The following is a 17,643-nucleotide window of genomic DNA, read 5'->3' as shown; positions in this document are numbered from 1 at the left end:
ATGGATAGAATTTTATCCGTAAAGGGGCTTGGGAAGTCTTTTAAGAACAAACAAGTTATCCGCGATATTTCCTTTGAAGTGAATAAAGGAGAAATCATGGCAATATTAGGGCCGAACGGGGCGGGAAAGTCGACTACAATCCGTAACATCATGGGGATTCTTTATCCAGATGAGGGATCGGTCAATTTTCACGATCTGCCGCCGGGAGAGATACCCCGGCATGAAATCGGCTATTTGCCAGAAGAGCGGGGGCTTTATAAAAATGTAAAAGTGATGGATATGATTCTCTATTTGGCGGAGCTGAAAAACTATCCGCAAAAGAAGGCCAGGGCCCGTGCAATGGACTACTTGGAGAAATTCGGATTGAAGGGAAAGGAAAAGGCGTCAGTGGAGGAGTTATCCAAAGGGATGGGGCAGAAGGTGCAATTTATCGGTTCCATTATCCATGAGCCAAAGCTGCTTATCTTAGATGAACCGTTTTCCGGACTCGACCCGGTCAGTCAGGAAGTGTTCAAAAAGGAGATTCGGAATTTGGCGGATCAGGGCACAGCCATTCTACTTTCTTCTCACCAGATGAATATGGTTGAAGAACTATGTGACAGATTGTACATGATTCACCGCGGCCAAAAAGTCATTTCCGGCTCGATCGGTGATGTGAAAAACGAATATGCTAATTTTAAATGTACGATCCGCGGGCATAATGATGCGGAAAGGCTTGCGGCCCTCCCGGAAGTTCAGCGTTATGAGGCGAAAGGCGATGTGTCAATTCTGTATTTGGATCCAGATGTGCAAGTTTCCAACTGGCTTCGCCAGCTTCCCGAAACAATCGACATCCAGGAGCTCTCGATCGACCGGATCTCCCTGCATGAGATTTTCATCGACGTAGCCACGGACGGCAAAGGATTAGAAGAAGAGAAAGGAGGAAGCCGGAATGAAGAATAGCCTGAAGGTGGCAAAGTGGGAAATAAAGCGTAATATGACGAACAAATCATTTATCATCTCTCTCATCATGACACCTGTCATTTTCGCGTTTTTCATGATTCTGCCAACTTTGTTTAACAAAGGGGATGATGCAAAAACGATAAACATGTATGTCCTTGATGAAATCGGCGTATTCGAACAGCTGGAAGGAATCGCCGGGTCCTATCAATTGGACTGGGATCTGAATAAAACCGATCTGTCAGAAAGTGAGATTGAAAGAAAGGTAAAAGAGGAGAAAAATACAGCGTATCTCGCTTTGACCGAATCAGCACTTGAACAGGGAGGAATTCACCTTTATAAAACGGATGATGTGAGCGACGATATCCTGTTTGAAGCGAGCGTACTCGAGGAGCCGCTGCGTCAATATCAAATACAAGACCTCCCTCTGCCGCCTGAGCAGAAAGAAGCACTGATTAAGGGGATGTCCATCCAACTGGTTTCTTCCGATGAGACAGGAGGAGAAGAATCTGAGGCCGGTTTTACAGAGGGAGAAGGGTTTAAACGAGCTGCGCCGGGAATCTTTGCAGGAATCATCTTATTTTCAATCGTCATGGCTGGAATGATGATCTTCACTTCGGCTTCGCAGGAAAAGAAAGAAAAGGTGGCGGAAATCATCCTTTCTTCCATTACACCGGTAGAACTGATGCAAGGGAAAATCATCGGGTATTTTGTCCTCGGCATCATCCAGGTGGCTGTAACGCTTGTATTCCTTATTCCGCTGCTCATTTGGAAAACCGGACTGCCGCTCCTTTCGTATATACTCGTGCCGCGGCTTGCCTTGCTGCTATTCATTGCACTTGCCGGCTACCTTCTGTTCGCGGCCATTTTCGTAGCGCTCGGTGCGACGGTAGAGGACATGACGTCGACAGGGAACTTCCAGAGCATGGTCATCATGCTGCCGTTTCTGCCTGCGCTCTTCATTGGGCCGCTGCTTGATAACCCGGATGGCTTGATCGCAAAAATCGGGACATTCATTCCCTTTACCTCACCTGCCATTCTCATCTTCCGCTTGTCGATGCTTGAAACGTGGCCATGGGTGGAAATTATCCTGGCACTCGTTGTCCTGCTCATCAGCATTTGGTTCATTATGAAACTCGCAGGGAAAATCTTCAAAATCGGCATCCTGATGTACGGAAAAAATGCAACGCCAAAAGAAATCTGGAAATGGATACGGGCATAACGGAAAGGACAGGCGGAAGCCTGTCCTTTTTGTGTGGGAGTTAGAGGTGGTAAGGACTCTCTAGAAATGACTAATGGCAATGTGCCCCTCGTCCGGTGAGCTGGAGTGCGAGGGTCACATAGAAGAGCCCAATGTGCCCCTCTGCAGGGAACCAGAGTGCGAGGGTCGCATAGAAGGCCCCACTGTGCCCCTCGTCGGGGAAACTGATCGCGAAGGTCACATAGAAGAGCTCTATGTGCCCTTCGTCGGGTGATCTGAAGTGCGAAGGTCACATAGAAGGCCCCACTGTGCCCCTCGTCGGGGAAACTGATCGCGAAGGTCACATAGAAGAGCTCTATGTGCCCTTCGTCGGGGAACCAGAGTGCGAGGGTCACATAGAAGAGCCCAATGTGCCCCTCGGCAGGGAACCAGAGTGCGAGGGTCACATAGAAGGCCCCAATGTGCCCTCGTCCGGGGAACTCGTGCGCATCGGTCACATTGAGGAGGAAGACCACATAAAAAAGGCGGGGCCTCAGCCCCGCCTTTTTCCTTAAAATGTGAAGTCGACTTCCTTTTGTTCTTGTTCTTCCACGCCTTGCATGTATTTGATGCGGCGCTGGGCAGAGGCTTGGCTCACTTGTTCGTCCGCATGGTAGGAGGAGCGAACGAGCGGACCGGCTTCACAATGGCTGAAGCCTTTTGCCAGGGCGATTTCCTTCAGTTCGGCGAATTCATCCGGATGGTAATAGCGTTCTACCATCAGATGCTTTTTCGTCGGCTGCAAATATTGGCCGATCGTCATGATGTCGACATTGTTGGCGAGCAGGTCATCCATCGCTTGGAGGATTTCTTCCTTTGTTTCGCCGAGGCCGACCATGATGCTCGATTTTGTCGGGGTGTTCGGTGAGACTTCTTTTACGCGGCGCAGCAATTCCAATGAGCGGCGGTAAGTAGCTTTCGCCCGGACTCTTGGAGTAAGGCGCTCGACGGTCTCGATATTATGGTTGAAAATATCTGGTCCGCTCGACATGAGAGTTGTCAGGCTTTCATAGTCGCCTTTCATATCTGACGGCAGAATTTCGATAGTACAGGTCGGAACGGCCCGGCGGATTGCCCGAACAGTTTCGGCAAAAACAGCTGCACCGCCGTCATTTAAATCGTCGCGGGCAACTGCTGTGACGACGACGTGCTTAAGATCCATGATTTTCACCGATTCCGCTACGCGTTCCGGTTCATTCCAGTCCAGTTCATTCGGCAGGCCTGTTTTTACAGCGCAGAAGCGGCAGGCACGGGTGCAAGTATCACCAAGAATCATGAATGTTGCCGTTTTTCTCTCACTCCAGCATTCGTGGATATTCGGGCATCTTGCTTCTTCGCAGACTGTATTGAGGCCTTTCTCGCGCATTAGTTTCTTCAGCCCGGTATAAGCTTCATTTGTATTGATTTTCGTTTTCAGCCATTCAGGTTTTCTGATGTATTCCTTTTTACGAGTTTGCATGGTTCAGCACCTTCCTCTCTCTCATATTCCACTCGTCCGACCGGTATTTCGTATCGGCGAGTTCATGGACTTCCTTCCATTGTTCCTCGGATAGCTCAAAAGGAATCAAATCTAATTCGAGCGCAGCTTTGAATCCTTCGGCAAACGCTTCGGCTGCCTGATCATATGTAATAGGGTTTTCGGACACTTCGTTCATCGTTGTTGCTTTATCCGAAAATGCATCTTGCTTCCTCTTTCTTATGTCTTCATTCGGAAACACGAACAGATCAAAAAGCATTTCCTGATTGATGGAGAATGGCAGAGAACCATGCTGCATCAGCACGCCTTTTTTCCTTGTCTGGGCATGGCCGGACAGTTTTTTTCCATCGACCAGCATTTCGTAGTCTGACGGTCTTTCAAAACAGACGGCGGTATGTTCCCTTTTGAACCTTTCGACCGGGATGGAGTAGTCCGCCCGGATACCGAGACGTTCAAAACCAGCCATGATGCCTTGCGAAAGCGTAAAATAGGCTTCCCGAATCGAGGCGGCGATATAAGGTTTGTCTTCAGAGACGACAACACTGTATGTAAGTTCATCATCATGCAGTACTGCGCTTCCTCCCGTCAATCTGCGGACAAACTGGCAATGATGCCGGGAGACGGCGGCCATGTCTATTGTTTTTTGGGCATTTTGAAAATGTCCGACGGATAAGGTCGGTTCGGACCAGCCGTAAAAACGCAGGATAGGCGGAATTTTTCCTTCGCTATGCCACATCAGCAGGCACTCATCCAGCGCCATATTGATGGCGGCCTCACAGTGTCCGGTGTGGAGCAATCCCCAAGTATCTTTCACAGTGTTCAGCTCCTTTTGCCTTGATGTTAACTCCCGCAGCCCGAAAAAGTATGCTGGCTTTTCGGGAGGGTGACTTTTTTCCACTTTCCTGCCAAGTCAGAAAATGATTGAGGCACTTCTTCCTGAATTTGGGTACAGCCCGAAAAGGAAGACGCCATCTCCATTATAGGAGATGGCGTTGTTGAAAACAATTATTTGAAGGCAAGGTTTGGAAGGAGTGGCAACCGAGAAGATTACTCGGTCTGGGGTGCGGGTCCATCGAGCCGCATTTCGATACCTGTTAATGCTTTGCCGATGAGAGACTTGATCTCATCATTGCCAAAGCCGGGAATCAATTCCCCGCTTTGCTCTTCCTTTTTGATTTTAGACACTTCCTTGTGCAGCCACTCCATCTTCCGATCAAGTTCGGCGGCCACCTTTGCGGAGTTCTTCAGCTCTTCAGCGAGATGCACGGGGATGTTTTTATCGTATTTATAGTAAATTTTGTGCTCCAAGCTTGCCCAGAAATCCATCGCGATTGTTCTGATCTGAATTTCCACATAGGTGTGCTCGGTGCGATCCGTCATAAAAATCGGGATTTGCAAGATCATATGCAGGCTTTGGTAACCATTCGGCTTCGGATTTTTAATATAATCTTTCACTTCTATTACCTCGATATCTTCCTGCTTTCCAAGCATTTCGGCAATTAGGTAGATGTCGGATATAAAGGAGCAGGTGATGCGGACGCCGGCGATATCCTTTATGTTTTCCCGGATGGCGTGAAGGGTGAAGTCGTAGCCCTTCCGTTTGATCTTATTCAATATACTTTCAGGTGATTTGACACGGGACTTCACGTGTTCAATCGGATTGTAGTCGTGGAGATAGTTGAACTCATCAGACAGGATATTAACCTTTGTATTGATTTCGTCACAAGCAAATTTATATGCCATCATAAAGCGGGTCAATTCTGTTCTCATTGATTTTAATTGGTTCAAATGTAAGTTTTCCTGGTTTTTCATGCTGTTACATCCTTTCATGCCCAAGGGTCATAGAGCAATTTTAGCATAATCAACGTTCAGGGCCGATGGACAAACTGAGAACTTTCCTTTTTTTTTGTTGCAATTTTTCTGAATATGGAATATAGTACATTACAACAGTAATGCACTACCGTTGAAGGGCGGGATTGATCTTCATGATCGAAATGGACGGATCGAAACCGATCTATGTACAAATATCTGAATGGCTCGAGAACGAAATCATTAGCGGAAATTTTAAAGAAGGCGGCAAGGTTTATTCACAGTACCAGCTTGCGGATCTGTTCACGATCAATCCTGCAACAGCCGCCAAGGGGCTGAATCTGCTGGCGGATGAGCAGATCCTCTATAAGAAGCGCGGCTTGGGAATGTTTGTGGCAAAAGGCGCGAAGCAGCAAATATTGGACAGGAGGAAGAATGAAACGTTGAAAGAGTTGATTGAGGAACTGGTCAGCGAAGCCATGAGATTGAATGTCGAAGAAGAAGAACTAGTCACCATGGTAAAAGAAGCAAGCAAGAGGAGGGGAAAAGAATGAATGCGGTGGAATGCAAGGGAGTGACAAAAAAGTACGGCAGGAAGAAGGCACTGGATGAGTTGGACTGCATAATCGGCGAAAACAAGTTGATCGGATTGATCGGAAGAAACGGAGCGGGGAAGACGACATTGCTGAAGCTCATTTCCGGATTCCTCCGGCAGACTTCTGGTGAAATTCGTGTTTTTTCCCGTGAGCCCTATGACAGTTTATATGTCGCTGCCAACCGAATTATGATGGATGATAGAGTCTCATTCGCGCCGGCTCTAACGCTTGAAGACATCCTTTTCTCGGCGGAGGATTTTTATCCGAACTGGAATCGTGATTTGGCATGGGGTTTGTTCTCGCACTTCTCCTTGGCGAAAAAACAGAATTATGACAGTTTGTCAAAAGGGATGAAAAGTACGTTCAATATGATTATCGGCCTTTCCGCAGGATGCGCGCTCACGATCTTCGATGAGCCGACAACAGGAATGGATGCTGCATCCAGACAGGATTTCTACAGGGCGCTGTTAAAGGACTATATCGCCCGCCCGCGGACAATCATCATCTCCAGCCATCATTTGAATGAGGTAGAGGATCTGCTTGAAGAAGTGATTCTCCTGAAGGAAGGGAAGGTTCGTCTCCATCTGCCCGTCTCTGAAATGAAAGAGTGGGCGGTCGGTGTCCAGGACCATACTGGCGCAGCGAAAGGGTGGCTGGCGGGCAAGGCAGTGCTTCATGAACGGAAAGTCGGGCCGGCGGGCTGGCAGGCTGTTGTCAGAAATGACTTTTCTGCTGATGAATGGCAGAGAGGCAAGCAGTCGGGTCTCAAGTTCACCACCATCAGTGCTGAGGAGCTCAGCATTTATTTAACGGATGACGGAAGAGGGGGAATCGACGATGTCTTTGCATCAAATGAGCCTGTTTGAAGCGGTAAAAAAGCAATTTTCATATAAAATGAAGTCGCAGATTAGCATATTCGGTTCGCTCATCCTGCTTCAGTTGCTGGGTCTCCTGTTTACTCAAGGTTTTACAGGATCTAGCAGTTCAGGCAGAGGTTCACATACAGTTTATACGGAAATCTATTCGAGTGACGTGAGCATTATTTTTACAATACTTTGGGTTTTTGTGACGGGCGTTTACTTGACGACAAAAGCAGTCCGATATGATGATTTTGCCTTTATCTCGAATCGGCTGAGCAGCACAGTTGCGAATGTGTTTTTCCTGCTGACTGCAAGCGTGATCGGGGGAGTATCGGCATTTCTCTCCGGATACCTTGCCAAACTATATTATTTCTGGGATAAGTCGGACATCATTACACTGACCGGCAGCAGTATCGTGAGAGCACCGCTTGAATTCATAATCGGAATTGCGGCGGCGGGCCTGTATATGTTTTTCTTCAGTGCGCTCGGCTATTTGATCGGAATGCTTGTCCAGTGGAGCAAACTGTTCATCTTTATCCTTCCGGCAGCCCTGCTTACATTTTTGGCCCTGATGGGGAGATACGGATATGAGCAATTTCTTCTGTCTATACCGGCATTCCTGTTTAAAGAATCGTCCCTGCTGCTTTTCTTCATTAAAATAATCATTCTTTCCTTCTTGTTTTTTGCCGGAGCACAAATGGTATCCAAGAAACTGGAGGTGAGACTGTGAGCATTCTCGTGACCTTATTGCCAATCATCGTTATGTTGGTTTTGTTGTTTCTCATTTGGAGCGGAATTAAAAAGGCGGGGAAAAATCTTTTTAACAATAGAAGAATAATGATCGGAATCTTCGTTCTTTATGCCGTCGTCCTTGTCATTTGTGCAATTGGGGTGGAGGCGCTCAGTGAGGATGACCAGCCGGTACCCGTAAATATGAAGAATGCAGAAAAACGGATTGACAGGTTCAATAAATTGATCCGCGAAGGGAACACCGAGGCAGCCGGGAGCAGCTGGCTGCGGAAAGAATGGGAATTCCAACTGCCAGGGGATGAACTTGTGTTGAAAACACCGATTGGCCTGCAAACAGACGATATTATCGTAGAGCAGCTGGAAGAAGAAGGGGAAAATATCAAAGTGAGCTACTATTCCTATGCCGTCAATGGGGGGCTCGATTATACCGAACAGCTGCCAGTACCCGAAATTGAAATGACAGGAAATGAACTGCGGCTACTCGGTTCTTCGGAACAGGTTCAAATTAGCATGACGATGTTCAAGAAAGAGTTTCCAATCTCTCAATTCACAGGCAGCGGCTTCTTTGTCGACGTGAAGGAAACAGAAGTGATCTATCTGCAAATCCCCCGCAATGTCACGATTAACAATGAAGGGACTGTTTATTTGGAGTATGTTGGTCAATGATTTTTCCGAAAAAACGGTTGCCCGGGTCTTCAATTGGCCATCCTGCTAGAGAAAAATAAAATGCAGGAGGTACTACAATGAAAAGATTTATCATTGCCGGCGGGTGTGCGGTACTGCTGCTAGGTGGATGCAGCTCCGCCAGTAAGCCGAAAGCGGAGGAAGAAGCAGTGCCCAGTGCGGCTCAGGAAAAGATTGAGGCGCCGCTTTTAAACAATGAAGGAAAACAGGCAGGTACGGTCACATTGTCTGAAGCGGGCGAAGGGGTCAAAATTTATGTGAAGGCCGAGGGTTTCTCGGGTGGAGAGAAGGCGATCCACATTCATCAAACCGGCGTCTGTACACCGCCTGATTTCACTTCAGCCGGACCTCACTTTAATCCGGAAAAGAAGGAACACGGCTTCGACAACCCGAAAGGTTTCCATGCCGGTGATCTGCCGAATATCCCGGTTGAAAAGGATGGGAAAATTGAGCGCGAAATTATCGCTCCTTCTGTCACTCTCAAAAAAGGAGCGGCAAACTCCCTTCTAGATGAGGATGGAAGCGCGGTTGTGATCCATGCGGGTCCTGACGATTATAAAACTGATCCGGCCGGGAACTCGGGAGAACGGATCGCCTGCGCTGCATTCGGACAAAATGAATAAGTGAAACAGCTGCAAGCTGCTGCGACAACTCAGGAATTGTTGCAGCAGCCCTTTTTTTATTTTCGATTCTATCGTACAATTACTTTTCAGAAAAGTCGGTCGAGGGGGGAGGGTTTGAATGAAGAGAGTCATGGTAATCGGCATATCGCCGGGTACAGGCAAATCCACTTTTGCCAGACGGCTTGGTGAATCTATTAATATACCTGTCTATCATCTCGACTCCTATTTTTGGAAGCCCGGTTGGCAAGAGGCAGGGAAAGATGAGTTTCTCGAGGCACAAAGGAGAATCACGGCAAAAGAAGGATGGATCATTGAAGGGAATTATTTTTCCACCTTTGAGGAGCGGGTTCCCGCTGCAGACACGCTTATCTATCTGGAAATGCCGCTCACAGTCTGCTTGTATCGTGCTGTAAAAAGAAGATGGCAATACAGGGGGAGAACGCGTGAGGACATGGCACCCGGTTGCCCGGAAAAGCTTGATTGGGAATTTCTCCGCTATATCCTCACGACGTATCGCCCTCGCAAAGAAAGGTTGGCCGGTCAGTTTAAACAGTTGAAAGATCAATATCCGAACCTCGAGGTCATTGAGCTAAAGGGAAGACAGGCCATCAGGATGTACTTGGAAGAAGCCAGAAGCCGGAATCATCAGTAGAATTGATTCCGGCTTCCTCTTATTCCTTTTTTATAGCCACTGCCGTTTCATGGGTCTGGCGGACAAAGTTATGAATCTGCAAATGCTTATCGGCGAGCATTGCGAGATTCGCATTCATCTCTTCCAAAGCCGCACTGCTTTGTTCCACAATTGAAGCAAATTCAGTTGTTGTATCATGAATCACTTGTGAATCTTCCTGTATATTCGTGGACATGGTTTGGAAGCGGGATAGCTCATTTTTGAGTTCTTTCATGGCATCAATAACAAGCATAAACTGTTTGGCTGTATCAGTAGAGGCATCCACCCCTTTGAGAATACTATCGGTGCTCGTTTTTAATATATGGTCCGTTTCCTTCGTCACTTGGTGCACTTCATCAAGATTCGTGCGGATTTGGGCGAGTGTTTCATCGGTAAGCGTCGACAATTTACGGATTTCCTCAGCTACGACAGCGAAGCCTTTTCCCGATTCTCCTGCTCTCGCTGCTTCGATCGAAGCATTTAAAGATAGTAGATTTGTTTGCACGGTGATCGCTTGAATGGCTGATGCCATCTCATTGATGCCAGCTAATTTTCCGGTTAGGTTGCTAAAGGAATGATTGAGCTGGACGAGAAGGGATTGGACGCTGCCCATTTCAACTGTCATCTCATCCATACTTTTTGCGCCGCGTCCGGCCTGATGCTGTGCCTGTTGGGCATTCGCCACAATACCTGTCAATTCATGGGCAAAAGTGTGGATGGCCCTGTTCGTCTGTTGCGCTCTCTCCGCAATGGAAGCGATTTGGTCAGCCTGGCGCTGCCCTCCAATGCTCACCTCATGGACTGCTTTCAGCATTTCCTCCTGCGCAGCCTGGTTGGCCTTGGATAGTTCCGAAATTGAATTCAAGTTTTCAATAATATGTGAAACGCCGTTCCCAAGGAGTGCGCGCTGGCTGGCTTCGAGATCCGCCCTTTGCCCATTTTCCTGGACAAATTGCTGGACTTTTTCAAATACGAGGCGACTTTGCCTGATTTGCAAAAACAAAGCGAAGAATAGAAGCAGTACGACAAGCAGCAGGTTGCCGCGATTTGCAGCCATTTCCTCCTCATTGGGATAACCGCTGAGAAATGCGAATAACACAGAAAGCGCGAGTACACCCCCGTATACCATCACTTTCCGATCTGCATGGATACTGGCAATGCCGATTGCAAAAAAAACGATAGCAAGCGTCGTCATCGATGGCGGGCTGATCAGGGCGCTAACAATTGTTGCTCCGGCAAGAACTGTCAAAATAATAAAAGGGAAAAGGCGGGAAATAAAACCGTAGTTTTTCCGGGCGAGAAGATAGAAAATGAGAGAGATTGTAAAGGCAGCCCCAAAGCTCGCTGTCTTTGGCCATTCTTTCTGTGTCAGCAAATAAAACAAAAGCGTCAGGCCTGCAGAAATCTGAAAGGCTGTAAATAGGATTGTATTTTTATTCTGCCAATCTCTTTTGATTAACTCCTCAACACTGTTCATTGTGCAGCCCCCATATTTGAATGATCAATCATTCATAATTTACCATAAAAGGAAACGGGCAGTAAAGAGGGGAGGGGAAAATTGTACTGGGTCCCGAAAAGGAAAAATGGCAGGCATCTTGGATAAAGATGCCTGCCATTTTAAATCGATATGATTAGACCAAAAGCCATTTGTGCTGACGGTCTCTTGTTTTTTCTTCGCCTTTATGGTTGATTTTAACTGTATAAGGCTTCAGTTCAGGCAATTTTGCGCCTTTTTCCACTTCTACACGTTGAGCTTCCTTGATTTTTCCGCCGCCGTGTCCTACTTCTACATAAGTGCCAGCAACTGGTGCTGCTTCACCGGATTTAACGAATTGATTCATAGAAAATACCTCGCTTTAATTTTATTCCATTCCACATAAAGAGATTATAACAAATTCCTGTAGAAAAAGGTAATGGAAGCGCAAAAAAATTAAAGTTTTCATCATAATGTACGTGTTTCCAATCGAAGTTTAGGAGTTTAAAGGTCACATGTCTCCTTTTTGAAGTGAATTGTTTACCCCGGCAAACAATGTTTGAAGGGATTGAATTTGATGAATAGCGACAAGATTATTGCTGTAGACCCACTAGAATGCAGCTTGGTATGATAATTATACATACGGGGGACAGTATTTTTCTCCAAAGTATGGGAGGAAGACGAATGGAAGAAAGATTGAAAGATTTAAAGCTCGGTGAAAAAGGGGCTATGCTAAGCATTGCTGTCTACCTGTTCTTGTCAGGGGTAAAATTATTTGTTGGGCAATGGGCAAATTCCCATGCCATGCAGGCGGACGGGTTAAATAACATGACAGATATCATTGCATCTGCTGCAGTATTGATCGGACTCAGAATTTCACAACGACCTGCCGACAAGGATCATCGATATGGGCATTGGAAGGCAGAAGCGGTTGCTTCAATGGTTGCCGCGTTCATTATGGTGGCCGTAGGAATTCAAGTATTGCTGAATGCTGCTGATTCTGTCATGAACGGGAAAACCGTGACTCCAGACATGTTGTCCTTATGGGTAGGGCTTGCAAGTGCGGTGATTATGTATGGGGTATACCGCTATAACCTGAAGCTGGCACGGAGGATACGGAGCCAGGCAGTTTTGGCGGCCGCGAAAGACAATCTTTCCGACGCGTGGGTGAGCATCGGAACTGTGGTGGGTATTGCAGGCTCGCAGTTTCATCTACCCTGGCTTGACCCGATCACCGCTGTAATTGTTGGTCTCCTAATCTGTAAAACAGGCTGGACGATCTTCAGAGAAGCTTCCCATGACCTGACGGATGGATACGATGAGGAACGTCTTGAGACATACAAGGAAACAATTTCGGAAGTGCCGGGAGTGGAGAGGATCAAAGACATTCGTGCACGAAAGTATGGCAGCAATTCTGTGGTCGATGCGGTAATCTTCGTAGATCCGTCATTGAATATCAGTGCGGCTCACGCTATTTCCAGTCGAGTGGAGGAACGACTGATTGAAGACTTTGATGTGTTCGAAGTCCATGTCCATGTGGAGCCGGAGGGCGAGAAAAAAGACTGCAAATAAGGCCGCAGCTGCAATGGCAGCGCGGCCTATTTTGATGATGAGATGCCGGTATCAGTCGTCCTGTAAATGAACTTCAACCGTTTCCCTGATTTTTTTTGCCGCTTCCCGGACATCCGGGGCAGCTGCAATCGCGGAGATAACGGAAACACCGCTTGCGCCAGCCCGGATGACAGGCGGGGTGTTTGCAGCTGTCAGCCCGCCGATTGCCGTGATCGGCAAATCCGGATAACGTTTGTGAATCTGGCCGAGCACAGTTGTCCCGGCAGGCTTTTTCGCATCTTCTTTTGACGGTGTCTCATAAATGGGGCCGACACCAACATAACTTGCCCTCCATGATATAGCATGATCTGCTTGCGTCAGGTTATGGACGGACAGCCCGGCGAGTTTCCCTTTGTCGATAAAGCGGGGAACCCAGATATCGGGGGAGTCTTCCTGGCCGACATGAATGCCGTCAGCATCAAGCTCCATGGCAAGTTCGGGATCATCATTGACGACAAATGGGATGCTATATTGCCGGCAAAGTGTCTGGCACTCTTGGGCAAACAGCTTCTTATCCGTTCCGGTTAAAGCATCTTTGCCTTTTTCGCGGAATTGGAATAGGGTGATCCCGCCTTTTAGCGCTTCCTCTAAAATATACAGGGGATCACGGCTCCCGGCCTGGTTGGAGCCCATAATGAAATAGCAGGCTAAAAGTGAGCGGACGTCCCTAATTTGTGTGGATGGCATCTTTAATTTCTACCCCCTGATCAATAGCTTGCCGGTGTCCCCAGTGGTTCGTCGGGCCATGTCCATGTCCGATCCCTAGTCCATTTGAAATGGCGGCTTGGATAAAAACTTTCGCATCCTTAACAGCGTCCGGTACTGGAGCACCTGCAGCGAGCCGGGCTGTAATGGCAGCTGAAAAGGTGCAGCCTGTTCCATGTGTATCCTTCGTATCAATTCTCGGTGAAACAAGATAAAACTGCCGGCCGGTCCTGTCAAGATATAGATCAGCTGCTGATTCTTCGTCGTTCAAGTGGCCGCCCTTTAGCACGACGGCTTGAACGCCGAGCGTGAGAATCTTTTCGGCCGCCTGGATCCTTTCGCTTTCTGACAGAATCGGCATGCCCGTGAGCAATTCTGCCTCGGGAATGTTGGGTGTCACCATGTCAGCGACTGGCAGGAGCCGGTTTACCAACGTGTCCACTGCTTCTTCCTGCAGGAGAGGCTGGCCTCCTTTCGCAATCATGACGGGATCGACGATGACGTTTGGCCATCGATAGCGCCCAATCGCCTGTACAGTTTCCTCGATCAGGCCAGCATTGAATAGCATCCCAGTTTTTAAGGCGCCTATTTGGAAATCCTCACCGATTGCATCCAGTTGCTTGCGCAGGGCAACCCGTTCCATCGGATAAACCCCGCTTACTCCCAATGTGTTCTGCGCGGTGACAGCTGTCAGGGCAGAGGTGCCGAATACGCCAAGCTCCTGGAAAGTTTTCAAATCTGCTTGGATGCCGGCCCCGCCGCCGCTGTCCGATCCGGCAATCGTCAATCCAATGCTCGTCATGACAGCACCGCCTTCTCTACTGTGACCCGTGCCGCCTTTTCAATTGCTTCAGGAGTAATGGAGTAAAGCGAGTTCAGGAAATGCGGGATGAAATCTCCCGGACCTTCTGAACGGGCTGCCGCTTCTTCTCCCGCGATGCCATATGCGGCGAGTGCTGTCACAGTTCCCGCAAATGGATCGTCCGCTATGCTGATGAAGGCGCCTGCGACACTGCTCAACAAACAGCCGGAGCCGGTGACAGACGGGAGAAGCGGGCTTCCGTTCTCTACTTCTGCATAGGACCGGCCGTCCGTAATGATGTCCGTTTCCCCGGTTACGGCAACGATGGTCTCATATTTCAGCGCTATTTTTCTAGCCAGATGCCCAATATCGAGATTACCTTCTCCGGCATCAACGCCTTGCGCTTCCCATTTCGCTCCGGCAATTGCCGCGAGTTCTCCGGCATTGCAACGGATCAGCGCCAGCTTGACCTTCCCGATGATCGACATTGTTGTGGCTTTACGGAAGGAGGAAGCGCCTGCTCCGACAGGGTCCAGCACTACCGGGACTCCATTTTGATTGGCTCCTTTCCCGGCAAGAATCATTGATTTTACCGTTTCTTCCGACAATGTGCCAATGTTCAGTGACAGGCAGGAAGAGATGCCGGCAATTTCAGCTGACTCTTCCGCAGCTTCAGCCATGACAGGGGAAGCGCCAAGGGCGAGCAGGCCATTTGCCTGAAAGTTGGCGACAACATAATTGGTAATACAGTGGATGAGCGGATTGCGGGAACGCAGTTCGCTAATTAGTTTCGGTTGAAGCATCAGTTACGCCCTCCCTTCAGCGAGAACATCAGTGCATACACGCCAATTTTGCTGTTTCCAAGCCATCTCCCAAAAATTCCACTCATAATAGCTGCTCTTTTTGAAATGCTCTTTCAATAGCAGACGCTTTTCAGGTGAGGCGGCTTCGGCGAGCTCATTCATCCGGTTGATCTGCTCCTTCACTTTTTCAGCAAACCATTCGGATCCATAAGTCCCGATCCACCGTTCATAGATCGGGTGTCCAGGTTTTGCATCCTTCAGCCTTTCGCCAATCTCATAATAGAGCCAATAGCAAGGGAGGAGGCCGGCGAGTATTTCTGCCAGGTCCCCATCAGCACAGCGGTATAAATGGGATACATAGGCATACGCATTTGGAGCTGGTTCAAACTCTTTCAGCTCCTGTTCTGTCACATCGAGCAGGGTCATGAAGGATTCATGCAGGCTCAGCTCGGCTTCACAAGTGGCAAGCGCATGCTCTGCAAACGCCTTTGTCACGGCAAGATCCGGAGATTTGGCAGCCCCGTAAGCCTGTACTTTGGCAAAGTGGCTTAAATAATAGGAATCTTGTTTCACGTAAAACCGGAAAGTATCGAGCGGCAAAGTACCGTCCGCAATCCCTCTCACAAACGGGTGGGTAAAGCTCGCCTCCCACAAATCATTGCATTCTCTGCGTACTTCTTCACAGAAAGTCAACACGTCATCCCCTTTTCCAAAAATAGTCGATCGGGATAAAGGGCAGAGGAAGGAGGATAAAAAAAGCTGCTCCCCCTGAAAGAACGGGAAGCAGCATTATGCTTGAAAAAAATATGCGCCTCCACTTCCCTACGCTGGTATCATCCAGATCAGGTTCCAAGGGTCCGCGCCTCACATGCGCGTCTCAGCCTTTCATAAAGGCTCCCCCAGCGGTTTGACAAAAAGATGAAATTGTCCTCTTGAGTATATCATATAGAAAGATTTCAGTAAATTTTCTTACGCATCTTGTTTGGACAATCCGAATATTGAAACTTTTTTAGTCTATAATCAGTAAAAGAACAAATGGATGGCAGAGGAGGAGATGGAATTGGATTTTCATTATGGCGGCTTTACCTTTGTTGAATTTTTGATGCCACTGATGTTTTTGCTAGTATTCGGGCTTATTCTTTTTTCGATTATCAGGTCAGCGATCCAAGGTGCAAAAAATCGTAACTCTCCCCGACTGACTGTTCCGGCAATCGTGTCTGCCAAAAGAGCAGAAGTGAGTGGGGGGGCAGGAGATATGATGGCTTCCACGGACTATTATGCCACGTTTGAAGTGGAGAGCGGAGACCGCTTGGAATTCGCGGTCAATGGGAAGGAATACGGCCAGCTTGCGGATGGGGACATTGGGAATCTAACGTTCCAAGGGACTCGGTTTATTGGCTTCTCCAGAACGGGGAAAGCAGGTTCAAATTCTTGACAGAAGCTCCTCTCGTAAGGAAAAATATAGGGTGATAGTAAATATTCTGAAAATGGGGCTGATAAAATGAAGTATCGCAGACTGGGACGAACAGGTTTGAAAGTCAGTGAAATCAGCTTGGGCAGCTGGCTTACATATGGAAAGTCAGTTGAAGATAATACTGCCGAAAAGATTATACATAAAGCATATGATCTTGGAATCAACTTCTTCGACTCCGCGAATGTTTATGAGCGGGGCGAGGGGGAGCGGGTAATGGCCAAGGCCCTTAAAGCATTTCCCCGCGAGTCATATGTAATCACTACAAAAGCTTTCTGGCCGATGGGAGACCTGCCGAACGATCGCGGGTTGTCACGCAAGCATGTATACGAACAGGTCAACAACAGTTTGAAGCGGATGGAGCTTGATTATGTCGACATTTTTTATTGCCACCGCTATGACCCTGAGACGCCGGTCGAAGAGACATTGCGCGTCATCGACGATCTGATCCGTCAAGGGAAGATCCTGTATGCGGGTGTTAGTGAATGGAGTGCAGCGCAAATCGAGGAAGCGGTCGGCATCGCTGATAAGTATTTGCTGGACCGGATTGTCGTGAACCAGCCGCAATATAACATGCTGAACCGATATATCGAAAAAGAGGTGATCCCGGTTTCAAGCAAATATGGAATCGGTCAGGTCGTCTTTTCTCCGCTTGCGCAAGGAATGCTGACAGGTAAATACAAAGGGGGAAAAATCCCTGAAAACAGCCGGGCGGCCAATAATTCAATCAATTCCTCGGTGAAGAACTTCCTTACTGCGGAAAATTTCAATCGAGTCGAACGTCTGCAAGGATTGGCTGAGGAGCTGGACACAAGCTTGCCATCGCTTGCCTTGGCATGGATTCTTCGCCAAGACAACGTCGCGAGCGCTCTTGTTGGTGCCAGCAAGCCGGAACAGATCGAGGATAACGTCAAAGGAAGCGAGCTTAAGCTGCAGCAAGACGTGATCGATAAAATCGAGGATATTTTAAAGTAATATGAAAAGGTGAAGAGGCTGGGACAAAACCCCCTCTAATCTGAAAAAAGCCGGCGAAATTTTACGATGAGTAAAATTTCGCCGGCTTTAATTGTCTTTCATGAAAGATAAGGACCACTTCTGATAAAATTAAGTCACCACAACAAAATATTAC

At 48.0% G+C, this 17,643-nt stretch carries 20 protein-coding genes and 1 riboswitch; of the genes, 11 read left to right on the top strand and 9 right to left on the bottom strand.

All coding sequences use genetic code 11. The features are described 5' to 3' along the window. Both AC0TWI_RS11235 and AC0TWI_RS11230 read left to right on the top strand, forming a co-directional pair. On the top strand, positions 1–942 hold the full coding sequence (locus AC0TWI_RS11235) for an ABC transporter ATP-binding protein (RefSeq protein ID WP_488126442.1): 942 nt from the start codon (positions 1–3) through the stop codon (positions 940–942). Continuing rightward, positions 932–2,161: an ABC transporter permease gene (locus AC0TWI_RS11230; protein ID WP_488126441.1), complete on the top strand. Its 1,230-nt coding sequence runs from the start codon at positions 932–934 to the stop codon at positions 2,159–2,161. Before AC0TWI_RS11235 ends, AC0TWI_RS11230 begins: the two co-directional genes overlap by 11 nt. A gap of 529 nt (positions 2,162–2,690) precedes the next feature. Here the strand turns inward: AC0TWI_RS11230 and lipA are convergent. The 3 genes from lipA to AC0TWI_RS11215 form a co-directional block, all read right to left on the bottom strand. Then, positions 2,691–3,638, bottom strand: coding sequence for a lipoyl synthase (gene lipA, locus AC0TWI_RS11225; protein ID WP_488126440.1), 948 nt, complete (start codon positions 3,636–3,638; stop codon positions 2,691–2,693). Beyond that, complete coding sequence (locus tag AC0TWI_RS11220; protein WP_488126477.1) at positions 3,625–4,416, bottom strand: lipoate--protein ligase family protein; 792 nt, start codon at positions 4,414–4,416, stop codon at positions 3,625–3,627. The genes lipA and AC0TWI_RS11220 overlap by 14 nt, the downstream gene beginning before the upstream one ends. Positions 4,417–4,703: 287 nt before the next feature. Further along, positions 4,704–5,468, bottom strand: a complete 765-nt coding sequence (locus tag AC0TWI_RS11215) for a GTP pyrophosphokinase (RefSeq protein ID WP_488126439.1) — start codon at positions 5,466–5,468, stop codon at positions 4,704–4,706. 173 nt (positions 5,469–5,641) lie between these two features. Between AC0TWI_RS11215 and AC0TWI_RS11210 the strand changes: the two genes are divergently transcribed. The 6 genes from AC0TWI_RS11210 (at position 5,642) to AC0TWI_RS11185 (ending at position 9,630) form a co-directional block, all read left to right on the top strand. After that, on the top strand, positions 5,642–6,019 hold the full coding sequence (locus AC0TWI_RS11210; RefSeq protein ID WP_488126438.1) for a GntR family transcriptional regulator: 378 nt from the start codon (positions 5,642–5,644) through the stop codon (positions 6,017–6,019). Next, the gene (locus AC0TWI_RS11205; RefSeq protein WP_488126437.1) at positions 6,016–6,927 is read left to right on the top strand and encodes an ABC transporter ATP-binding protein; all 912 of its coding nucleotides are present in this window, start codon (positions 6,016–6,018) and stop codon (positions 6,925–6,927) included. Before AC0TWI_RS11210 ends, AC0TWI_RS11205 begins: the two co-directional genes overlap by 4 nt. After that, positions 6,899–7,651: a hypothetical protein gene (locus AC0TWI_RS11200; protein ID WP_488126436.1), complete on the top strand. Its 753-nt coding sequence runs from the start codon at positions 6,899–6,901 to the stop codon at positions 7,649–7,651. The genes AC0TWI_RS11205 and AC0TWI_RS11200 overlap by 29 nt, the downstream gene beginning before the upstream one ends. Continuing rightward, on the top strand, positions 7,648–8,337 hold the full coding sequence (locus AC0TWI_RS11195; RefSeq protein ID WP_488126435.1) for a hypothetical protein: 690 nt from the start codon (positions 7,648–7,650) through the stop codon (positions 8,335–8,337). The genes AC0TWI_RS11200 and AC0TWI_RS11195 overlap by 4 nt, the downstream gene beginning before the upstream one ends. Before the next feature lie 77 nt (positions 8,338–8,414). Continuing rightward, complete coding sequence (locus AC0TWI_RS11190; protein ID WP_488126434.1) at positions 8,415–8,978, top strand: superoxide dismutase family protein; 564 nt, start codon at positions 8,415–8,417, stop codon at positions 8,976–8,978. A gap of 118 nt (positions 8,979–9,096) precedes the next feature. Beyond that, the gene (locus AC0TWI_RS11185; protein WP_488126433.1) at positions 9,097–9,630 is read left to right on the top strand and encodes a P-loop NTPase family protein; all 534 of its coding nucleotides are present in this window, start codon (positions 9,097–9,099) and stop codon (positions 9,628–9,630) included. A gap of 19 nt (positions 9,631–9,649) precedes the next feature. Here AC0TWI_RS11185 and AC0TWI_RS11180 read toward each other — a convergent pair whose 3' ends face one another. Together AC0TWI_RS11180 and AC0TWI_RS11175 are read right to left on the bottom strand one after the other, a co-directional pair. Next, positions 9,650–11,125: a methyl-accepting chemotaxis protein gene (locus AC0TWI_RS11180; protein ID WP_488126432.1), complete on the bottom strand. Its 1,476-nt coding sequence runs from the start codon at positions 11,123–11,125 to the stop codon at positions 9,650–9,652. Between the two features lie 154 nt (positions 11,126–11,279). Continuing rightward, positions 11,280–11,489, bottom strand: coding sequence for a YjzC family protein (locus AC0TWI_RS11175; RefSeq protein WP_488126431.1), 210 nt, complete (start codon positions 11,487–11,489; stop codon positions 11,280–11,282). 317 nt (positions 11,490–11,806) lie between these two features. Between AC0TWI_RS11175 and AC0TWI_RS11170 the strand changes: the two genes are divergently transcribed. Next, positions 11,807–12,694: a cation diffusion facilitator family transporter gene (locus AC0TWI_RS11170; RefSeq protein WP_488126430.1), complete on the top strand. Its 888-nt coding sequence runs from the start codon at positions 11,807–11,809 to the stop codon at positions 12,692–12,694. Between the two features lie 51 nt (positions 12,695–12,745). Here the strand turns inward: AC0TWI_RS11170 and thiE are convergent, their stop codons facing one another. The 4 genes from thiE to tenA are packed head-to-tail and all read right to left on the bottom strand — an operon-like array spanning position 12,746 to position 15,736. Further along, entirely contained in the window at positions 12,746–13,420 is a 675-nt protein-coding gene (gene thiE, locus AC0TWI_RS11165) for a thiamine phosphate synthase (protein ID WP_488126429.1), read from the bottom strand. Then, positions 13,401–14,240, bottom strand: coding sequence for a bifunctional hydroxymethylpyrimidine kinase/phosphomethylpyrimidine kinase (gene thiD / locus AC0TWI_RS11160; RefSeq protein WP_488126428.1), 840 nt, complete (start codon positions 14,238–14,240; stop codon positions 13,401–13,403). The genes thiE and thiD overlap by 20 nt, the downstream gene beginning before the upstream one ends. Continuing rightward, positions 14,237–15,043, bottom strand: a complete 807-nt coding sequence (gene thiM, locus AC0TWI_RS11155; RefSeq protein WP_488126427.1) for a hydroxyethylthiazole kinase — start codon at positions 15,041–15,043, stop codon at positions 14,237–14,239. Before thiM ends, thiD begins: the two co-directional genes overlap by 4 nt. A gap of 3 nt (positions 15,044–15,046) precedes the next feature. Continuing rightward, positions 15,047–15,736 (bottom strand): thiaminase II, encoded by a 690-nt coding sequence (gene tenA / locus AC0TWI_RS11150; protein ID WP_488126426.1) that lies wholly within the window; start codon positions 15,734–15,736, stop codon positions 15,047–15,049. Positions 15,737–15,845: 109 nt separating this feature from the next. Continuing rightward, positions 15,846–15,954: riboswitch (TPP riboswitch) on the bottom strand. 149 nt (positions 15,955–16,103) lie between these two features. On the opposite strand from tenA, the gene AC0TWI_RS11145 reads away from it, so the two are divergent. Then, positions 16,104–16,478 (top strand): DUF2500 domain-containing protein, encoded by a 375-nt coding sequence (locus AC0TWI_RS11145; RefSeq protein WP_488126425.1) that lies wholly within the window; start codon positions 16,104–16,106, stop codon positions 16,476–16,478. Between the two features lie 66 nt (positions 16,479–16,544). Beyond that, the gene (locus AC0TWI_RS11140; RefSeq protein ID WP_488126424.1) at positions 16,545–17,489 is read left to right on the top strand and encodes an aldo/keto reductase family protein; all 945 of its coding nucleotides are present in this window, start codon (positions 16,545–16,547) and stop codon (positions 17,487–17,489) included. The last annotated feature ends 154 nt before the right edge of the window (positions 17,490–17,643 follow it).

The organism is Lederbergia sp. B243.17, from assembly GCF_057657925.1.
Note: the sequence above shows the minus strand (reverse complement) of the source record. Positions and strands in the feature narration are given on the sequence as shown.

Excerpts from the sequence above, each read along its gene's own strand:
- thiE (WP_488126429.1), bottom strand. The coding sequence starts at position 13,420 with ATGCCATCCACACAAATTAGGGACGTCCGCTCACTTTTAGCCTGCTAT.
- AC0TWI_RS11220 (WP_488126477.1), bottom strand. The coding sequence starts at position 4,416 with ATGGCGCTGGATGAGTGCCTGCTGATGTGGCATAGCGAAGGAAAAATT.
- thiM (WP_488126427.1), bottom strand. The coding sequence starts at position 15,043 with ATGCTTCAACCGAAACTAATTAGCGAACTGCGTTCCCGCAATCCGCTC.
- AC0TWI_RS11235 (WP_488126442.1), top strand. The coding sequence starts at position 1 with ATGGATAGAATTTTATCCGTAAAGGGGCTTGGGAAGTCTTTTAAGAAC.
- AC0TWI_RS11180 (WP_488126432.1), bottom strand. The coding sequence starts at position 11,125 with ATGAACAGTGTTGAGGAGTTAATCAAAAGAGATTGGCAGAATAAAAAT.
- AC0TWI_RS11185 (WP_488126433.1), top strand. The coding sequence starts at position 9,097 with ATGAAGAGAGTCATGGTAATCGGCATATCGCCGGGTACAGGCAAATCC.
- AC0TWI_RS11230 (WP_488126441.1), top strand. The coding sequence starts at position 932 with ATGAAGAATAGCCTGAAGGTGGCAAAGTGGGAAATAAAGCGTAATATG.
- AC0TWI_RS11170 (WP_488126430.1), top strand. The coding sequence starts at position 11,807 with ATGGAAGAAAGATTGAAAGATTTAAAGCTCGGTGAAAAAGGGGCTATG.
- AC0TWI_RS11215 (WP_488126439.1), bottom strand. The coding sequence starts at position 5,468 with ATGAAAAACCAGGAAAACTTACATTTGAACCAATTAAAATCAATGAGA.
- thiD (WP_488126428.1), bottom strand. The coding sequence starts at position 14,240 with ATGACGAGCATTGGATTGACGATTGCCGGATCGGACAGCGGCGGCGGG.
- AC0TWI_RS11190 (WP_488126434.1), top strand. The coding sequence starts at position 8,415 with ATGAAAAGATTTATCATTGCCGGCGGGTGTGCGGTACTGCTGCTAGGT.
- AC0TWI_RS11200 (WP_488126436.1), top strand. The coding sequence starts at position 6,899 with ATGTCTTTGCATCAAATGAGCCTGTTTGAAGCGGTAAAAAAGCAATTT.
- AC0TWI_RS11175 (WP_488126431.1), bottom strand. The coding sequence starts at position 11,489 with ATGAATCAATTCGTTAAATCCGGTGAAGCAGCACCAGTTGCTGGCACT.
- AC0TWI_RS11140 (WP_488126424.1), top strand. The coding sequence starts at position 16,545 with ATGAAGTATCGCAGACTGGGACGAACAGGTTTGAAAGTCAGTGAAATC.
- AC0TWI_RS11210 (WP_488126438.1), top strand. The coding sequence starts at position 5,642 with ATGATCGAAATGGACGGATCGAAACCGATCTATGTACAAATATCTGAA.
- AC0TWI_RS11205 (WP_488126437.1), top strand. The coding sequence starts at position 6,016 with ATGAATGCGGTGGAATGCAAGGGAGTGACAAAAAAGTACGGCAGGAAG.
- lipA (WP_488126440.1), bottom strand. The coding sequence starts at position 3,638 with ATGCAAACTCGTAAAAAGGAATACATCAGAAAACCTGAATGGCTGAAA.